This is a genomic window from Nonomuraea sp. NPDC049129 (genome assembly GCF_040648495.1).
Lineage (GTDB): Bacteria > Actinomycetota > Actinomycetes > Streptosporangiales > Streptosporangiaceae > Nonomuraea.
Genome location: NZ_JBEZDU010000001.1, coordinates 479,062 through 496,960 on the forward strand (window position 1 = coordinate 479,062; position 17,899 = coordinate 496,960).

Below are 17,899 nucleotides of genomic sequence, written 5' to 3' on the forward strand. Positions count from 1 at the left end.
AACACTACGAAGCGGAGTGTCGTGCGGAGAGACAAAGTGGTGGCCACCGCCCATGAGGCGCTGGCCGATGTGCGGGACGGCGCGTCGTTCGCGGTCGGCGGCTTCGGTCTCTGCGGCATTCCGGACGTGCTGATCCAGGCGCTGTACGACTCGGGCGTGCACGGCATCAGCGTCGTGTCGAACAACTGCGGCGTAGACGGCGGCGGCCTGGGCACCCTGCTGGCCGATCGGCGGATCGCCCGCGTGACCGCCTCCTACATCGGTGACAACAAGGAGTTCGCCCGGCAATATCTGGGCGGCGAGCTGGAGGTGGAGCTGACCCCGCAGGGCAGTCTGGCCGAGCGGCTGCGCGCGGGCGGCAGCGGCATCCCCGCCTTCTACACCCCGGCCGGGGTCGGCACGCCGGTCGCCGAGGGCGGCCTGCCGCTGCGCCACGCGCCCGACGGGTCGGTCGCGCTCGCCTCGCCTCCCAAGGAGGTCCGCGAGTTCGGGGGCCGGCAGTACGTTCTGGAACACGCCATCACCACCGACTTCGCGCTGGTCCGGGCGGCGAAGGGCGACCGGCACGGCAACCTGGTCTTCAACAAGGCCGCCAGGAACTTCAACCCGCTGGCCGCGATGGCCGCGCGAATCGCGATCGCCGAGGTCGAGGAGCTGACCGAGCTCGATCCCGACGAGGTCCACCTGCCCGGCGTGTTCGTCGACCGCGTCGTGGCTCTCACCCCGGAACAGGCCACCGCCAAGTCCGTCGAACGACGTACCACCTCAACTCCCCCCGAAGGGACCTCGTCATGAGCTGGACCCGGGACGAGATGGTCGCGCGCGCGGCCGCCGAGCTGCGCGACGGCGACTACGTCAACCTCGGCATCGGACTGCCCACGCGCATCCCGTCCTTCCTGCCCCCTGACGTGGACGTGATCCTGCACTCCGAGAACGGCATCCTCGGCGTCGGCCCCTACCCGACGCCGGAGGAGATCGACCCGGACCTGATCAACGCGGGCAAGGAGACGGTGACCGTAAGGCGGGGGGCGTCGTTCTTCGACTCGTCGCTGTCGTTCGGCATGATCCGCGGCGGCCACATCGACGTCGCGGTGCTGGGCGCCATGCAGGTCTCGGCTCGCGGCGATCTGGCCAACTGGATGGTTCCCGGGAAGCTGGTCAAGGGCATGGGCGGGGCCATGGATCTGGTCCACGGCGCCCGCAAGGTGCTCGTGATCATGGATCACACCGCCAAGGACGGATCCCCCAAGATCGTCCAGGAGTGCTCGCTGCCGCTCACCGGCAGGGCGTGCGTGCACCGGATCATCACCGACCTCGGCGTCCTCGACGTCACCGACAAGGGCCTGACGCTGGTCGAGAGCGCGCCCGGCGTGAGCGTCGCGCACCTGCGCGATCGTACGGATGCGCGGGTCATCACCTGAAAAGCCGACGCGGCTAGCCCCCGTTGACGGGCTTGCCCAGCGCGCTGCCGGCCAGCCAGTCGTCCCATGACTTGGCCCATGGTGTCGGGCCGTTGCCGAACCGCAGCTTCCGTGACGTACCGCTGACCTGGATGATGTCACCCCGCTGGGTGAACTCGAAGAACCAGCGGGCGTTGGCCGGGCTGGCGTTGACGCAGCCGTGGCTGACGTTGGAGTTGCCCTGCGCGCCGGTCGACCAGGGGGCGGCGTGGAAGAAGGTGCCGCTGTAGGTCATCCGGACGTTCCATTTGGTAGGGATGCGGTATTCGCCCGGGTGACCGGTGGTCGCGGAGTCCATGATGATGTCCGCGGCCTTCTCCTGGGCGATCATGGTGCCCGAATAGCTGTCGTCGCCCGGTCTGCCCAGGCTGACCGGGATGGTCTTGACGACCTTGTCCCCGTCGCTCACCTCCGCCTCGTGGGTGCGGGCGTTCACCTTGGTGATGTGCTTGGCGCCGACGGTGAAGCTCAGGCTGCGGTCCTTGGTACCCCACACCCCCTCACCCGCCCGTACGCCGGCCAGATGCGCGACGACCTTGACCTTCTCCCCGGTCGGCCAGTACTCACGCGGCCGGAACTGGACCTCCCGGTCGCTCACCCAGCTCCACGCGCCCTCGACCGGCTCGGACATCTCGACCACCAGGGCCCGCTCGATCGCGGCCCGCTCCTCCTTGCCCGTCACCGACCGCGACAGCAGCAGCTGGACGGGCATGCCGACGCCGACCTTCTCGCCGTCCAGCGGCGACATGCCGCTCTCCAGCGCGCGCTTCGGCTTCAGCGTGGTGAATTTCGCCTGCGTCGTAACCTCCTTGCCGTCCGTGCCGGTCACCTGGGCGCTGACCGTGTACGCCGTCGAGGGGCGCAACGGCCACTTGGGGCGCCAGGTCCCGTCGGCGCCCACGGCGCCGCTCACCTCTCGGCCCTTGGAATCGGCGACGGCCAGCCGGGTGACCTTGCCGTCGGTGACCTTGACGCTGACCCCGGTGTCCGGCGCGACCTTCTTGGTCCCGTCCGCGGGGCTGATCGCCACCTTCGCCACCGGGCCTTGTGATCGGGGGGCGGCCGCCGGGTTCCGCGCGCCACCGCTGGAGGTGCATCCGGCGGTCAGGGCCACCGCCAAGGCGAGCGCGCTCGCGAACATCGTCGTGCCGGTCCGGCCGTTCCGCATCCTTGATGCCTCCCGTACCTGACGAATAGTCAAATTTCACTCAATCATGTTTGCCAATGGGCCGTACGGCCTTTGCCCCGACGCCGCGGGATCATGCGCCGCCACGCCGCCGCGGCATTGATGATCGCCACTCCCGCACAATCTGTTGACAGGCGTTCCCAACCAAGCGCATGCTTCATGCTGTGACGGGGGCCACACCCCCAGCTCTTCCGTAGCGTCGCACCGGCGCGAGGTGCCACCACGGTTGTTCCTCCGACCACCTGTGCTGCCCGCAGCGCACGCACGTTGAAGGGATCCGATCCACCATGGCCGATTCGACGCCCGCAACGCCCGTAACGTCCACAGATGGACCGAGCCGCCGCACGCTGCTGCGCGGCGCCGCCATCGCCGGCGGCGTCCTCATGACCGAAGCGGCCCTGGGCCGCGCACCCGCGTACGCCGCCGACGTCGAGTACGACGTGGTGGTCGTCGGGTCGGGCGCGGCCGGGATGACCGCCGCGCTCACCGCGGCCAAGCGCGGCCTGCAGTGCGTGGTGGTCGAGAAGGCGCCGACGTTCGGCGGGTCGGCGGCCCGCTCCGGCGCCGGGATCTGGATCCCGAACAACGAGGTGATCCTGGCCGCCGGAGTCCCGGACACCCCGGCCAAGGCCGCCCAGTATCTCTCCCGCGTCGTCGGCGACACCGTGCCCCAAGCGCGACAGCAGGCCTTCCTGACCAACGGCCCGGCCATGATCTCGTTCGTGATGCGGAACAGCCCGCTGCGGTTCCGGTGGATGGAGGGTTACTCCGACTACTATCCGGAGTACCCCGGCGGCATGCCGAACGGCCGCTCCATCGAGCCCGACCAGATCGACGGGCACATCCTCGGCGCCGAACTCGCCCACCTGAACCCGCCGTACATCCCCACCCCGGCCGGCCTGGTCGTCTTCAGCGCCGACTACAAGTGGCTGAACCTCAGCCTGGTCAACCCGAAGGGCCTGGAAGTGAGCGCCGCGTGCCTGGCCAGAGGCACGGCGGCCGCGCTGCGCGGCGAGAAACCGCTCACCATGGGCCAGTCCCTGGCGGCGAGCCTGCGCGCCGGACTGCTCGCCGCGAACGTACCGGTATGGCTGAACACCCCGCTGCTCGACCTGCGCGTCGAAGGCGGCCGCGTCACCGGCGTGGTCGTGACGCGGAACGGCGTACAGACGCTGATCAAGGCCCGCCGCGGCGTCATCGTCGGTTCGGGCGGGTTCGAGCACAGCGCGGCGATGCGCGCGGAGTTCCAGCGGCAGCCCATCGGCACCGGCTGGACGGTCGGCGCCAAGGAGAACACCGGCGACGGCATCGAGGCGGGCGAACGCGCCGGGGCCGCGCTGGACCTGATGGACGACGCATGGTGGGGACCGGCGATCCCGCTGCCCGACGAGCCGTACTTCTGCCTGGCCGAACGCACGCTGCCCGGCTGCATCCTGGTCAACGGCAAGGGCGAGCGCTTCGTCAACGAGGCGGCGCCGTACAGCGACGTGGTGCACGTCATGTACGACCGCAACACGGCGGCGTCACCGCACATCCCCGCCTGGCTGATCGTCGACCAGAACTACCGCAACCGCTACCTGTTCAAGGACATCGCGCCGCTGCTGCCGTTCCCCCAGTCCTGGTACGACAGCGGCGCCGCCTTCCAGGCGTGGACGATAGAGCAGCTGGCGCAGAAGATCGGCGTCCCGGCGGCGACGCTGCGCGCCACCGTCACCCGGTTCAACGGTTTCGCGGCGACCGGCAAGGACACCGACTTCCATCGTGGCGACAGCGTCTATGACCGCTACTACGCCGACCCCGTCGTCAAGCCCAACCCCTGCCTGGCGCCTCTGTGGCTGGCGCCCTTCTACGCGTTCAAGATCGTCCCAGGTGACCTGGGCACCAAGGGCGGGATGCGTACGGACGCGCGGGCGCGGGTGCTCCGGGCGGACGGCTCGGTCATTCCCGGGCTGTACGCGGCCGGCAACGCCAGCGGCGCCGTCATGGGACACAGCTACGCCGGCGCCGGCTCGACCATCGGACCGGCCATGACCTTCGGCTACGTGGCGGCGAACGACATCTGAGCCATGGAAGCGACCCCCAGTCACACGGGGATAGATTCTGATCACCTTCCGTAGAGATCCGGACGTGGCCGCCGTCGCCGGTGAACGATGGTCGGATGGTCGGCAAGCTCGTCAGGTGGCTCCTGGCGGCCATCGTTCCCCCGTCGGTGGCGGTGGCCGCGTGGGGACCGCGGATCTGGGACGACCCGGTGGTCACCGGCATCCTGCTCGCGCTCTACGAGGGCCTGCTCGCGCTCGCGCTCTTCGCCGGGCAGATCGCCGGGCAGGTCGTGGAGCGCTGGCGGCAGCGAATCGTCGACAGCCTCGACCGGGCCGTGGGGCGGCGCGTCTCCCGGTTCGACAAGCGCTACCGGGAGTCCCTGCTGGGCAGCCTCCGCTACATCGATCTCAAGGGCTTGCCGACCATCGGCTACTACACCCCCGAGCTGGACGAGGTCTTCGTCGACGTGAGCCTGGCCTATCGGGCGCCGCGTGACGTACGCCAGGACGTGCTCGCCCAGCTGCCCGCCGAGGTGACCGACCGCCATTCGATCGGCGACTTCCTCGACCGCCGGCGCCCCGTGGTGCTGGCGATCGTCGGCGTTCCGGGCAGCGGGAAGAGCACCCTGCTGCGCCACACCGCCCAGCAGATCTGCCGGGCCGGGCGGGGACGGCGGCGTAGCGTGCCGATCCTGCTCTACCTGCGCGACCACGCCGCCGAGATCGTGGCGGCCCCGACGGTCACGCTGCCGCAGCTCGTACGGAACACGGTGGAGCCGGGCGTCAAGGAGCCGGCCGGCTGGTTCGAGGAGAAGCTGCGCGACGGCGACTGCGTCGTCATGCTCGACGGCCTGGACGAGATCGCCGGCCAGGACGACCGCAGGAGCGTCGCCGACTGGGTGGAGACCCAGATCAGGCGCTACCCCAAGAACGACTACGCGATCACCTCACGGCCGCGGGGCTACCTGTCGGCCCGGGTCGATGGCGCGACGGTCCTCCAGGTGTGCGGTTTCACCGACGAGCAGGTCAACCGGTTCGTCCGGGGCTGGTACACCGCCGTCGAAAAGCACGGCGAGGCGGGCGAGGACGCGCGGCGGCTCGCCGAGGCCGCGGCCGACGACCTGCTCGACCGGCTCAACCACACCCCCGAGCTGTACGAGCTGACGATCAACCCGCTGCTGCTGACGATGATCGCCAACGTCCATCGCCACCCGGGCGCCCTGCCGGAGAGCCGCGAGCGCCTCTACAGCGAGATCTGCCAGGTGATGCTCTGGCGGCGGCAGAAGGCCAAGAAGCTCCCGCTCGAGCTGAGCGGCGACAAGAAGGAGGTGCTGCTGCGCCGGGTCGCGCACGCGATGATGCAACGCGGCGTCCGCGACCTGCCGAGCACCGCCGTACTGGCCGAAATCCGGCCGGCCCTGCGCCGCATGGCGACGCGGCTCACCGCGGAGGAGCTCCTGTGCGACGTCCGCTCGAACGGCCTGCTCATCGAGCGCGAGAGCGACCTCTACTCCTTCGCCCACCACACCTTCCAGGAGTACCTGGCCGCCGCGCACATCCGTGACAAGGGCCGGCCCGACGTGCTGGTCGCCGCCGTCGACGACGTGTGGTGGCGGGAGACGACCCTCCTGTACGCCGCCCGCTCCGACGCCGACCCGATCGTGGCGGCCTGCCTGTCCTCGGGCACCGTCACCGCGCTGTCCCTGGCCTTCGACTGCGCCGAGGAGGGCAGCGAACTCGACCCCGCCCTGCGTACGCGACTCGACCGGCTCCTGGGCTCCGCCTTCACCCCGGACGCCGACCCCGAGCGCCGCCGGCTCATGGCCGGCGTCCTGGTCGCCCACCATCTGCGCCACCTGACCAGGACCGGCGCCGGCGGACGCGTCTGCGCCCGCCCGATCACCGCGGGCATCTACTGGCTGTACGTGCTGGACACGCGGGCTCCGGAGCCGGACGGCCCGGCCAGGGTCGAGCCCATCGCGTACGGGCCGTGCGGCGACCACCCGATCACGGGGGTACGCGCGGGTGACGCGGCGGCCTTCGTCGACTGGGTCAACGGTGTGACCGGCAACGAGCCCGTCTATCGGCTGCCGACCCATGACGAGATCGAGAATCCGGTGGTTCAGCGCTCGCTCAACCCCGGGGCGCCGGCGCTGAGCGTCTGGAGCGAACCCGGCGATCACCGCGCTCCCCGGCTGTGGACGCCTCCCGGCGCCGGGCAGCCCTACGAGGTGACCGCCGCGACGCTGATCCGGCATGTCAACGATGACGTCCGCCGCTCGATGCCCACCTTCGTCCGCCTGCTCCTGCTGCGCGCCATCGTGGGCGTCCGCGTGCTGCGCCGCGGCCTCGACCTCGTTCCCGTCTTCGACCCGGCGCTCGACCACGTTCTCGACCACGCCTTCGATCTGAGCCGGACCATCAGTCACGTACGAGGGATCGGCGACGCGTTCGGCCTCGCCCACCCGGCCGGCCTCGACCAGATGGAGGCCGACGTTCGCGCGCTCAGCCGATGCCTCGACCACGAGCGTGACCGCGCCCGCGCCCGCGCCATGGCCGACACCCTGGCCGCGTCCTTCACCCACGCCCGGACCGCGAACCCCGGTGGCGGGTGGACGGCGGCCGACGCCCTTGATGTCGTGCTCGACCCCGACCTCGTGCTCGATCACGCGCTCGACCTCGATCACGCCTTCGACCGGGCCCTCGACCGGGTCATGGGACGCGCGCTGTCGCACGCTCTGGCGCGGGTCCTGCGCCTGGACACGGCCCCCGCCGACTGGCCGGCCCAGTTCGCCCGGGCGTTCCTCAAGCAGACCAGCCTCCCGGCCGGCCCGTACGTCGTGCCGCCGGACACGCTGATGAGCAGGCTGCACACAGTGGACGAGGCGCTCAGGAGCGCCCTCGGGCCGCTCGACGCGGGCACGCCGCCTCCGTGGGCGCACCGGATCGCGGACGGACTGCGCGCGGCGGCCGTGCCGCTGTTCACCCGCCGCGAGCGGCTCACCTCAGGCACCGCGACGACGCTGCGGCTGGCGACCCTCTGCCTGGCCGCAGAGGCCGACACCCGCGGCGCCAACGAGCTCGCCGTCGCCTTCCGCGAGCTCGCGGCCGGGATCACCCTTCTCGAACGACGCTCCACCGGAGAACTGCCACCCACCGAAACCATCATTCTCGCGACCGTGTGACAAATATGTGTCACACATAATAACCAATATTGTCATCATAAATCGCAGAATGTCGCTTTTTCCCAATCGCCCTATTACGCCGACGACCCCAGCACAGGTCGCGAATCACGCCCAGAAAGACCACGTCGCGCGTGATACTGACACAATGCGCCATTCCCCCGTCACCGCCGGCCATTTTCGCCCGATGTCGCGCCGCGGCCTCGTCGCGGCCACGATCGGCCACGCGCTGGAATGGTTCGACTGGAACGCGTACGCGATCTTCTCCGTATTCTTCGCCGGCCAGTTCTTCCCCGCGGACGACCCCGCGCTCGCCCAGGTCAAAACCATGATGATCTTCGCGATCGGCTTCCTCTTCCGCCCCCTCGGCGGCATCCTGCTCGGCAGCTACACCGACCGGTTCGGCCGGCGCGGCGGCATGACGCTGGCCGTGCTCCTGGTGTCGGGCGGCAGCCTGATCCTGGCGGTGTGCCCCACGTACGCGGAGATCGGGCTGCTGGCACCGGCGTTGTTGCTGGTGGCGAGGATCGTGCAGGGGCTGTCCACGGGCGGGGAGATGGCCGCCGCCGCCACCTATCTCGCCGAGATCGCCCCGCCCGGCCGCCGGGGGTTCTACTCCAGCTTCGCGTACGTCACCGGCACGCTCGGCCCCCTGACCGCCACCTTGCTGGCGGAACTGCTCTTCAGCGTCCTGGGCGAATCCGGCCTGGCCGAATGGGGGTGGCGCGTGCCGTTCGCGATCGGCGCCGTGTTCGGGGTCTACGGCCTGCAACTGCGGCGCACCTTGCACGAAACCAGCCCCTTCCTGGCCGGACGGGACCTCAGAGTGCGCCGTCCGACCTGGGAGGTGCTCCGCAGGCATCCGGTCAGCGGACTCCGCGTCGTCGGATTCACCGTCGGCGCGACGGTCGTCTACTACACCTTCCTCGTCTACCTGCCCAGCTACGTACAGGACAACTTCGGCATGCCCGCGGAGTCGGCGCTGTGGGCGTCGGTGATCGCGCAGTCCGCCATGATCATGGTCCTGCCCCTGTACGGCGCTCTGTCCGACCGGATCGGGCGCAAGCCGTTGCTGTGTGCCTTCGCCGGGGGCTATGTGGTGCTCATCGTGCCGCTGTTCACGCTGCTGAACTCGACGCCCGAGTCGCTGGTGATCGTGATGACCGTCGGGCTGCTGCTGTTCGGCTGCTACGCCTCCGTCGCGCCGACCGCCATGGCGGAGCTGTTCCCCACGCAGGTGCGCTCGGTCGGCCTGGGGATGCCCTATTCGCTGACCGTGGCGGTGTTCGGCGGCACGTCACCGCACCTCGTCGAGCGGCTGACGGACAGCGGCCACGCCAGCTGGTTCCCCTGGTATCTCGCGGGGCTGTGCCTGATCAGCCTGGTGGTCTTCCTGACCGCCCGCGAGACGAAGGGCATCAACCTCGACCAGTGCTGACCGAGGCCGGATGAGGATCGGCGCGACTCTCGGCCGCGTCTCGGCGCGGCCGAGAGCGCGGCCGAGAGCGCGGCAGCGTCGCCAGTGCCGCCGCGTACGCCAGGCCGTACCAGAGCGGCGGACACCCTTCCGGCCCGGTCGGGACGGCGGCGAGGCTGACCGCCGCGACCAGGCCGAGCAGTGTGGCGGCGACCGCCGGGCGCCGGACGGCCACCGCCACGACGGCGGCGCCACCCAGCACGCCCACGGCGGCGAGGAGGTCGAGCAGCAGCCACGCGTCCAGCAGCCCGGCCCACGCGATCGCGTGGAGCAGGGGCCCCGGCAGGGATCGGGTCCAGATCCAGGTGAGCCCGTCGTCAGCCAGGTTGACGGCCGTGGGGAGCGCCACGAGCACGATCATCACCCAGGGGCGTCCGATCAACGGACCCGCGCCAGGCGGTAGGAGGTGCCGTCGTTCCACAGGAGCCAGTCGCCGGCCGCGTACGCCACGCCCTGGAGCTCGAACGACTGTCCGCTGCGCGGGTCGTAGACCACAGACTGCCAGCCGGGCCTCTCGTCGAACTCGGCGTGCCCGGTGTACACGATGAGCCGATTGCCCGCGGTGAGGTGCGCGCCCAGGTGGGCGTACATGGCTTGATATTTTCCCTTCGACATCCCGGTGAGGCCCCAGTTGAGCTCCACCGCCCGGCCGACACGCGGGCCCTCGGTGACCTGCCAGTCGGCGCGGTCCGCCGTTCTGAGCACGCCGTCGACGACCCAGGCGAACGTGTCACGGTTGGCCGCGGCCAGCCAGAGCTGCCACCGCTCCGCACTGGTCGCCCGGACGTTCACCCCCTCGGGCAGGGGGCGCCGGGCGGCCACCGCCCCCGACTCGACGTCCACCTGGCGCAGGCCCTTGGCGTCGAAGGGGTCGGCCACGAACAGGTCGGGATAGGAGAACGCGACCGCCTCGCCGGAGACGCCGGACACCGGGGCTCCCTGGGTGCAGCCCTTGGCCGTCCACGGCCGCATCTGCGGGTCACTGCCGACGATCGTCCCTCCGCTGACCCAGAACGGCGATCCGACCAGGTTCAACGGCATGACCGGTGTGATGCCGTTCTGGTCCTGGCAGTAGAGCGGGGCGACGATATTGGTCCCCGGCCATACGCGGATACCCGATCCGGTGGCCGGTGTCTCGCCCGCGTCCACGTTCAGCGGTCGCAGCGAGCCGCCGTCCGGACCCGTCTCCCACAGCTTCTTCGCCTTGTCCGACCGGCCCAGCACGGACCCGTCCTCGCCCAGCGCCTCGGGAAAGAAGTCGCCGGCGTCCTTGGTCTCCTTCTGCAAGGCGACCGAACCAGGCATGTCGACCAGGTCTTCGAGCCCGTCGATGGAGTTGGCGACCATCTGCTCCCCTCCCCCGATCTGCCGCCACGCCACCGGCACGCCCACCGCCAGCACGACCGCGCACGCCGCCGCGGCGAACGCCAGAGCCCGGCGCCGGCTCCGCCTGACCGCGACGCCCCGGTGGACGCGGTCGGCGAGGCCCTCGGGCGGATCCGTCCGGCCGGGGTCGCCCAGCACGTCGCCCAGCCGCGACTCCACGTCATCCATGATCGACCTCCTGAGTATCGAGAGCGGTGCGCAGCCTGGCGAGCGCCCGTGACGCCTGGCTCTTGACGGTGCCGGCGCTGCAGCCCAGCAGGCGGGCGATCTCCTTCTCGCTGCGCTCCTCGACGTAGCGCAGGACGAGAACCGCGCGCATGCGCGGGGGCAGCTCGGCGAGCCGCGCCCTGAGGCTCGCGTCGGCGAGCAGACCTTCCAGTCCGCTGTCCTCCACGGCGGGCTCGGGCGGCTCGGCCACGGCGACCTCCCGCCGGGGGCGCCGCCAGCGGTTGGTCATGATGCGCAGCATCGCCGTGCGGACGTAGCCCTCCGGGTCGTCCTTGCGGACGATCCTGCGCCAGTGCACCCCCGTCCTGGTCAGCGCCTCCTGCACCAGGTCCTCGGCGTCGTGCCGGTCGCGGGTCAGGACCATGGCGTAGCGGTACAGCGCCGCCAGCCGAGCGGCCACGAATGATTCGAACGACCTCTCGCCGTCCTGCGGATCCTCCACCCCTACAAGGACACGCAAGGGCGGAGGAAGGTTGCGTCCCCCCTCTATTTTCTTTTTCCACCACAATTCACGGGCCGCCCATTAAACGGAAAGTATGCGTACCCGGGAGCTGCTAAATTCCATGCCATCGACCCCGACCAGGAAATAGGAGAGAGCAATGAAGGCCATCCGTCGCACCATTACCACCGCCCTTTCAGCGCTTACCGTGGCAGGCGGTCTGCTGGCCTTCGGGGCGCCCGCCGAGGCCGCGTCGCAGTGCACGTCGACGGGCGTGGGATATTTGTGTGTAAATATCGACCCGCGCGGATACGACGCCTCCTACCAGAAAGTCGCGGGCAGCACGGCGCACGTGGACTTCAACCTCGTCTGCGCCAACGGGCGCTGGTTCGGCGACGAGGGATCGTTCTACATCTCGGCCGGCGAGACCCGCACCTACACCTTCGCCGTGGGGTCCCAGGGCAGCTGCTTCCTGAAGCTGATCGACATGAACACCGGGGCGACCTGGCAGACGCCCAGCATCAGCCGGTGACCCGCCGGGCCGGTTGACGGCGCTCCCGATGGCGGCGCCCTCTGCGGCCGCCGCCATCGGGAGCGGCACGGCCCTGACGCTGGACGGATCGACCAGAACGCAAGCGAGTGGTTACTGAATGGAGGCGGGCGGAAAGCTCCTCTATGACAGATGTCTTGACGCTGGCGAGCAGGCCGACATAGCATCGCCCCGAAATCGCAAAGCGGGACATTAAACATCTTACGCAGCACAGCCCGCCGCATTACCGGAAATAAAGACAGCGGGCGTTACGCCGCGCAAGTAAGCTGGAGGAATACAACTTGTCCTGTTCGGGCGCCCTGACCTGGCGACTTCACGAGAAGCTGTTATGAACCGCCCCACCGTGGCCATTACCGGTGGTGCCGGTTTTCTCGGTTCGCATCTGTGCGAACGGTTCCTGGCCGATGGTTATCAGGTCGTCTGCGTGGACAACTTCCTCACCGGGTCGCCGGCCAACGTCGAGCACCTCATGGCCGAGGAGCGGTTCCGGCTGGTCCGGGCCGACGTGTCGCTGCACCTCGTCGTCCCCGGTGACCTGGACGCCGTCCTGCACTTCGCCTCCCCCGCCTCGCCGACGGACTACCTGCGACTGCCGATCGACACGCTGCGTGTCGGCTCCAACGGCACGTTCAACGCGCTCGAACTGGCCAAGGAGAAGGGCGCGCGGTTCGTGCTCGCCTCGACCTCGGAGACGTACGGCGACCCGCTGGTCCACCCGCAGCCGGAGAGCTACTGGGGCAACGTCAACCCGGTGGGCCCGCGCGGGGTCTACGACGAGGCCAAGCGGTTCGCCGAAGCGATGACCATGGCCTTCCGCAGGGCCCACGGCGTCGACACGGCGATCCTGCGGATCTTCAACACCTTCGGCCCCCGGATGCGGCCGTTCGACGGGCGGGCGATCCCCACGTTCGTCCGCCAGGCACTGCTCGGCGAGCCGATCACGGTGGCCGGTGACGGCACCCAGACCAGGTCCATCTGCTACGTGGACGATCTGATCGAGGGGATCGTCCGGCTGTGCAACTCGGATCTGGACGGCCCGGTCAACATCGGTAACCCGCACGAGCTGTCCGTGCTCGCGCTGGCCGAGTGGATCAAGCAGCTCACCGGCTCGGCGTCGGGGATCGCGTTCACGCCACGGCCCCAGGACGACCCGACCGTGCGCCGCCCCGACATCACGCTGGCCAGGACCCGGCTGGGCTGGGAACCGCGGACGCCGATCGAGGAGGGGCTGCGGCGCACCATCTCCTGGTTCCAGGAGCACCCGCACTTATGGCAGGCCAAAGGCGCCGAAGACCAGGCCGGCCTCACCGCCGCGGCGCCCTAGATGGAATTCTCACCAGCGCTCGCCGCGCATTTGCGGGCGATAGAAACCCGTGACCTGGCCGGATTCATGGCAACCGTCCACCGGGACGCCACGGTGATTCTGCCCAACGGAAAGCTGCTCACCGGAAAAGACGCGATCGGCGAGTTCCATACCGCCTGGTTCGGCGATCCGGATTGGTCACTCCAGCCGACGGTCATCCGGACGGAGACCTATGGCGAATCAGCATTGGCGGTGCTGTCCGTCGCTTATGCCGACCTGGATGCCGAAGGCCGGCCGTACGAGAAGTCGTACTACCTCACGCTGTACTTCGCCAGGATCGACGGACAGTGGCTGCTCGTGCACGACCAGAACACCTTCAGTTGAGCGAGGTGGCCCCCTGAGCAGGCTTCGATCCACGATCAATCTCGCGCCGGTCGCCTATCATCTGGCCCGGATCCGGCGGCGGGAGCGCCTCGACCACACGGAGCAATTACGCCTCCAGGCCATGCTGTTACGCACCCTGGTACGCCACGCCTACGACAACGTCCCCCACTACCGGCGGCTGCTCGACCCCGCGCTGGTCCGGCGATTACAGAGCGCGCGGGACCTGGCCGAGTTCCCCGTGCTGGACCGTACGGATCTGCACGGCACGGCCGGCGACGAACTGCTCGCGGCCGGCTTCACCCCGGACAACACCCGAGCGGCCACGACCAGCGGCTCCTCCGGCATCCCGATCACGATCCGCAACTCCGAGCGGGATCTCGGCTACCTGCGCGCGACCTACCTCCAGGACATGCTGTCCAACGGCCTGCGCCCCACCGACCGGATCGCCTACTTCCGCGTCAATCCGTTCCTGCGCCATCCTCTGGAGCGCTTCGGCGTCCTGCGTAACTTCCACATCCCGACGGGCCGCTCGCTGGACGAGCAGGTGGCGGCGTTCCTGGCGGCCCGGCCGACCTTCCTGATCGGGTTCCCCAACGTCATCCGCAGCGTCGTCGACGAACTGCGGCGGCGTGGCGTCCGGCATCGGGGCGTACGGACCGTGCTGTTCGGCGGCGAGCGGCTGTCGCCGACCGCGCGGGCGCGGATCCTCGACTACTTCGGCGCGGCCCACCGAGAGGTGTACGCCTCCGTCGAGGTCTTCACCATCGCCCGCACCTGCCCGCGAGGGGCGCTGCACCTGCGCTCGTCCGACCTGGTGGTGGAGGTGGAGCACGAGGACGGGACCGTCTCGGTGGAGGACGGCGAAGGCGACATCCTCATCACCCGCCTGCACAGCGAGGCGATGCCGCTGATCCGCTACCGGCTCGGCGACCGGGTCCGGATCGGCCCGAACGACTGCCCGTGCGGGGTGGCCACGACCCCGATCGTGCGGGAGGTGATCGGCCGCAGTCAGGACCGGATCGCCGGCGCCGACGGCAGGCGCTACTACGGCGACTTCATCACCTTCCCCGTGCAGAGCTTCCCCGAGGTGAGCCGGATGCAGCTGGTCCAGCACCGGCCGGGGTCCCTCGAGGTGCGGGTGGTGCTGGCCCATGACGCCCGTCCCGGCGTGACGGCCGACATCCGGGACGCGGTCCTGCGCGCGGTACCCGACCAGGAGGTCACCGTCCTGCCGGTCGAGGAGATCGCCCCGGAACCCAACGGCAAGATCAAGCTCGTCAAGGTGCTCGATCCCTCCGGGAATCCCGCGCCGCCAGAGAAAGGGGCCGCGGCGGATGTCTGATTCCACCCTGAGAGAGAAGCCACCGGCCACGAAAGCGGCGAACCGCCCCCGGCCCGGCATCACCGCCATGATTCCTTGCTACAACGAGATCGCCTGCGTCGAGCGGGCGTACCGGGAGATCCGCTCTGAGCTGGCCGCCTACGACGACGTCGAGCTGCTCTTCGTCGACGACGGGAGCACGGACGGCACCCTTGAGGCGATCAAGGGCTTCGCGGCTGAGGACCCCCGGGTGAAGTACCTCTCCTTCGCCCGCAACTTCGGGCTGGAAGCGGCGTTCTCCGCCGGGTTCAAGTACGCCTCGAAACCGTGGACCGTGCAGTTCGACGCCGACCTCCAGTCCCCTCCCCAGGAGATGCACCGCCTGGTGGACAAGGCACTCGAGGGCTACGACGTGGTGTTCGCGGTCCGCGAGAACCGGCAGGACGCCTGGTACCGGCGGCTCGGCACCCGCGGCCACCAGACGTTCGCCCGCCGCTGGCTGGGCATCGAGCTGCCGCCCGGCGCGTCGGTGTTCCGCATCGTCAAGACCAGCGTGGCGCGCAAGGTGGTGGACAGCCGGCTGTCCACGCCGTACTTCATCGCCACCGCGCCGCTGCTCGGCGCCCGCTACACGACGCTGCCCACCACGCATCGGCCGCGCCTGGACGGCCAGGGCAAGTGGAACCTGCGCAAGCTGGCCGCCCACGCGATCGAGCTCTTCGTCGGATTCTCCTTCCGGCCGCTGGTCTGGCTCAGCGCGCTGGCCACCGCCGTGGTGGTGATCGGGGTGGCGATCCTGGCGCTGGCGCTGGCGGGCCGGTTCGGCCCGACCGAGCTGGCGGAGGCCAGCCTGGTCACCGGCCTGGTCACGCTCGTCACGCTCGCGGTGGTCGCCCGCTATCTCGTACGGATGATGCGCGTCCAGGCGATCGGCGCGCCCCGCTATCAGATCAGGGAGGCCAACATCCCGATCCGCGCGGACGAGGCCCTGTACGGCTACGAGACCCCCTACGTCGCCACCGAGGTCTGGGAGAACGCCTCATGAGAAACCTCATCGTGCTCGGCGGCGGCGAGGACCAGCTCCCCGCCTACCGCGAGGGCCGCCGGCTCGGCTACCGGGTGATCGGCGTGGACCAGCGCCCGGACGCCCTGGGCGCGGCCGAGGCCGACCAGTTCCTCTGCATGACCAGCCGGGATCCGGAGGGGATCGCCCAGGCGCTGGGCCCGATCGACGTGGCGGCGGTCATCTCGCCGGCCAGCGACGCGGCCCAGGAGGCGGTCGCCGAGCTGAGCCGCCTCTACCGCACCGCCCACCAGCCCGCTCCCGACGCGCTGCGCTGTTCGGTGGACAAGGGGTTCTTCCGTGAGGTGGTCGGCCGTCTGGGTCTGCCCACCTACCGCCACGCCCAGCACGACAGCATCGACGAGCTCACCGAGGCGGCGGACCGCCTGGGCTATCCGCTGATCGTCAAGCCGGCCGACTCCTCGGGCAGCAAGGGCATCACTGTGCTCGACGGTCCCGCCGAGCTGGTGGGCGCCATCGAGCACGCCTGGAAGTACTCCTTCTCCCGGCAGGTGATCGTCGAGGAGCTGGTGGCCGGGCGGCACTGCGCCGTGGAGTCCTTCTTCGCCGACGGCGAGCTCGCCTTCATGGCGGTCACCGACCGCGTCATCACCGGGCCACCGGCGATGATCAGCCTGTCCCACGTCGTCCCCGCCGACCTGGACGACGACGTGCACGCGCGGCTGAGCGCGGCGGTCGCCGCGATCTGTGCGGCCGTCGGCCACCGGCACGGGCCGGTCAACTTCGACTTCGTCCTGACCCCCGGCGGCGACATCTGCTTCATCGAGATGGGCGCCAGGCTGGGCGGCAACGGCATGCCGCTGATGGTCCAGCACGCGTTCGGGCTGAACACCGTCGAGGCGGCCATCCGGCTGGCCCTGGGCGAGCCGCTGCGCATCGGCGTCTCGCGCCGCCGAACGGCCGTGCTGCGCATCCTGGCCGCCGACGTCGACGGGGTGCTCACCGCGATCGAGGGTCTGGACGCGCTCCGGCGGATGCCCGAGGTCGTCGACGTCCAGGTGTTCAAGACGGTGGGTGAGCACGTCCGCGCCTACACGCAGGCCGGCCACAAGCTCGGCTACCTGGTCATGGTCGCCGACACGCGTGAGCAGCTGGAAACGGCATTGGACGAAGCACTGCGCACCCTCCGGTTCGTGATCGAGCCTGATACGAGAGGTTCAGAATGATCCCCCGCAAGCACCTCGGCTTCCTGATCTTCGCGGCGCTGGCCGTCCTGGCGGCGGCGTTCGTCTGGTTCGGGCTGCCGCACGACCGCCAGGTGAAGTCGCTGTGGATCTTCCTGGTGAAGTTGCTGCCCTTCGTGCTCGCCACGGAGGCCATATCCCGGCTCGACGTGGAGTGGGCCAAGCGCCTCAAGCTGCACGTGCTGGCGATCCCGGCGGCGTTCCTGGTGTACTTCCTCTACTTCGTGCCCAAGATCTTCTTTTTCGGCTCCGAGGTGGCCGGCACCAGGGAGGCGTACTACGACCTCTACTACCACGTCCTCACGCTGACCCCGTTGATCATCGTCTCCCTCGCCATGGCGTTCCGGCTGGGCGGCGGCTCGGCGGGGACGGTACGCAGGCTCGGCTACGGCATGCTGCTGCTGATGCTGTCGGGCCTGGAGGATCTGGCGTTCCTGACGGTCAACAACCACGTCGATCCCGCGTACAGCACCATCCCCGAGGTGTGGGAGTGGGCCACGCACATGAGCGTGTTCATCGGCCACGCGCCGACCAAGTACGAGGCGTACGCCTTCATCGCCGTACACGTGGTGCTGGCGCTCGTCGTCTTCCTCAGCCCGCAGCGCTGGTGGGAGTCGCTGGGCCGCAGGCTCACGCCGAAGGCACTCCAGGCCCGCTCGGAGAGCGCGTAGCG

The 17,899-nt window shown here is 69.8% G+C and carries 16 protein-coding genes; 12 read left to right on the top strand and 4 right to left on the bottom strand.

The window, feature by feature from the left end:
• Window positions 1-21 precede the first annotated feature (21 nt).
• A complete protein-coding gene (locus tag AB0B64_RS02040; RefSeq protein WP_357947950.1) occupies window positions 22-795 on the top strand; it encodes a CoA transferase subunit A in 774 nt (257 codons plus the stop codon).
• Window positions 792-1,421 carry a CoA transferase subunit B gene (locus tag AB0B64_RS02045; protein ID WP_358173917.1) on the top strand — a complete coding sequence of 210 codons (630 nt, stop codon included), beginning with the start codon at window positions 792-794 and terminating at the stop codon, window positions 1,419-1,421. The genes AB0B64_RS02040 and AB0B64_RS02045 overlap by 4 nt, the downstream gene beginning before the upstream one ends.
• A gap of 13 nt (window positions 1,422-1,434) precedes the next feature.
• On the opposite strand, the gene AB0B64_RS02050 is transcribed toward AB0B64_RS02045, so the two are convergent.
• Complete coding sequence (locus tag AB0B64_RS02050; RefSeq protein ID WP_358173920.1) at window positions 1,435-2,628, bottom strand: Ig-like domain-containing protein; 1,194 nt, start codon at window positions 2,626-2,628, stop codon at window positions 1,435-1,437.
• A gap of 305 nt (window positions 2,629-2,933) precedes the next feature.
• On the opposite strand from AB0B64_RS02050, the gene kstD reads away from it, so the two are divergent.
• The 3 genes from kstD (at window position 2,934) to AB0B64_RS02065 (ending at window position 9,308) form a co-directional block, all read left to right on the top strand.
• Window positions 2,934-4,709: a 3-oxosteroid 1-dehydrogenase gene (gene kstD, locus AB0B64_RS02055; RefSeq protein ID WP_358173923.1), complete on the top strand. Its 1,776-nt coding sequence runs from the start codon at window positions 2,934-2,936 to the stop codon at window positions 4,707-4,709.
• Between the two features lie 95 nt (window positions 4,710-4,804).
• Window positions 4,805-7,873, top strand: coding sequence for an NACHT domain-containing protein (locus tag AB0B64_RS02060; protein WP_358173926.1), 3,069 nt, complete (start codon window positions 4,805-4,807; stop codon window positions 7,871-7,873).
• Between the two features lie 184 nt (window positions 7,874-8,057).
• Entirely contained in the window at window positions 8,058-9,308 is a 1,251-nt protein-coding gene (locus AB0B64_RS02065; RefSeq protein WP_358173929.1) for an MFS transporter, read from the top strand.
• Here the strand turns inward: AB0B64_RS02065 and AB0B64_RS02070 are convergent.
• The 3 genes from AB0B64_RS02070 to AB0B64_RS02080 are packed head-to-tail and all read right to left on the bottom strand — an operon-like array spanning window position 9,289 to window position 11,421.
• The gene (locus AB0B64_RS02070) at window positions 9,289-9,696 is read right to left on the bottom strand and encodes a hypothetical protein (RefSeq protein ID WP_358173932.1); all 408 of its coding nucleotides are present in this window, start codon (window positions 9,694-9,696) and stop codon (window positions 9,289-9,291) included. The two genes, AB0B64_RS02065 and AB0B64_RS02070, sit on opposite strands and share 20 nt — an antisense overlap.
• Before the next feature lie 29 nt (window positions 9,697-9,725).
• The gene (locus AB0B64_RS02075; protein ID WP_358173935.1) at window positions 9,726-10,901 is read right to left on the bottom strand and encodes a hypothetical protein; all 1,176 of its coding nucleotides are present in this window, start codon (window positions 10,899-10,901) and stop codon (window positions 9,726-9,728) included.
• Window positions 10,894-11,421, bottom strand: coding sequence for a SigE family RNA polymerase sigma factor (locus tag AB0B64_RS02080; RefSeq protein WP_358173938.1), 528 nt, complete (start codon window positions 11,419-11,421; stop codon window positions 10,894-10,896). The genes AB0B64_RS02075 and AB0B64_RS02080 overlap by 8 nt, the downstream gene beginning before the upstream one ends.
• A 139-nt stretch (window positions 11,422-11,560) precedes the next feature.
• Here AB0B64_RS02080 and AB0B64_RS02085 point away from each other — a divergent pair, with 139 nt between their 5' ends.
• The 7 genes from AB0B64_RS02085 to AB0B64_RS02115 all read left to right on the top strand — a co-directional run bounded on the left by AB0B64_RS02085 (window position 11,561) and on the right by AB0B64_RS02115 (window position 17,897).
• Entirely contained in the window at window positions 11,561-11,932 is a 372-nt protein-coding gene (locus AB0B64_RS02085; RefSeq protein WP_358173940.1) for a hypothetical protein, read from the top strand.
• A 346-nt stretch (window positions 11,933-12,278) separates the two neighbouring features.
• Window positions 12,279-13,274 (top strand): UDP-glucuronic acid decarboxylase family protein, encoded by a 996-nt coding sequence (locus tag AB0B64_RS02090; protein ID WP_358173944.1) that lies wholly within the window; start codon window positions 12,279-12,281, stop codon window positions 13,272-13,274.
• Window positions 13,275-13,637, top strand: a complete 363-nt coding sequence (locus tag AB0B64_RS02095; protein WP_358173947.1) for a nuclear transport factor 2 family protein — start codon at window positions 13,275-13,277, stop codon at window positions 13,635-13,637.
• Window positions 13,638-13,758: 121 nt separating this feature from the next.
• Entirely contained in the window at window positions 13,759-14,979 is a 1,221-nt protein-coding gene (locus AB0B64_RS02100; RefSeq protein WP_358173950.1) for a hypothetical protein, read from the top strand.
• Entirely contained in the window at window positions 14,972-16,003 is a 1,032-nt protein-coding gene (locus AB0B64_RS02105) for a glycosyltransferase family 2 protein (RefSeq protein ID WP_358173953.1), read from the top strand. Before AB0B64_RS02100 ends, AB0B64_RS02105 begins: the two co-directional genes overlap by 8 nt.
• Entirely contained in the window at window positions 16,000-17,208 is a 1,209-nt protein-coding gene (locus AB0B64_RS02110) for an ATP-grasp domain-containing protein (protein ID WP_358173956.1), read from the top strand. Before AB0B64_RS02105 ends, AB0B64_RS02110 begins: the two co-directional genes overlap by 4 nt.
• A complete protein-coding gene (locus tag AB0B64_RS02115) occupies window positions 17,205-17,897 on the top strand; it encodes a hypothetical protein (protein ID WP_358173958.1) in 693 nt (230 codons plus the stop codon). The genes AB0B64_RS02110 and AB0B64_RS02115 overlap by 4 nt, the downstream gene beginning before the upstream one ends.
• Window positions 17,898-17,899 lie beyond the last annotated feature (2 nt).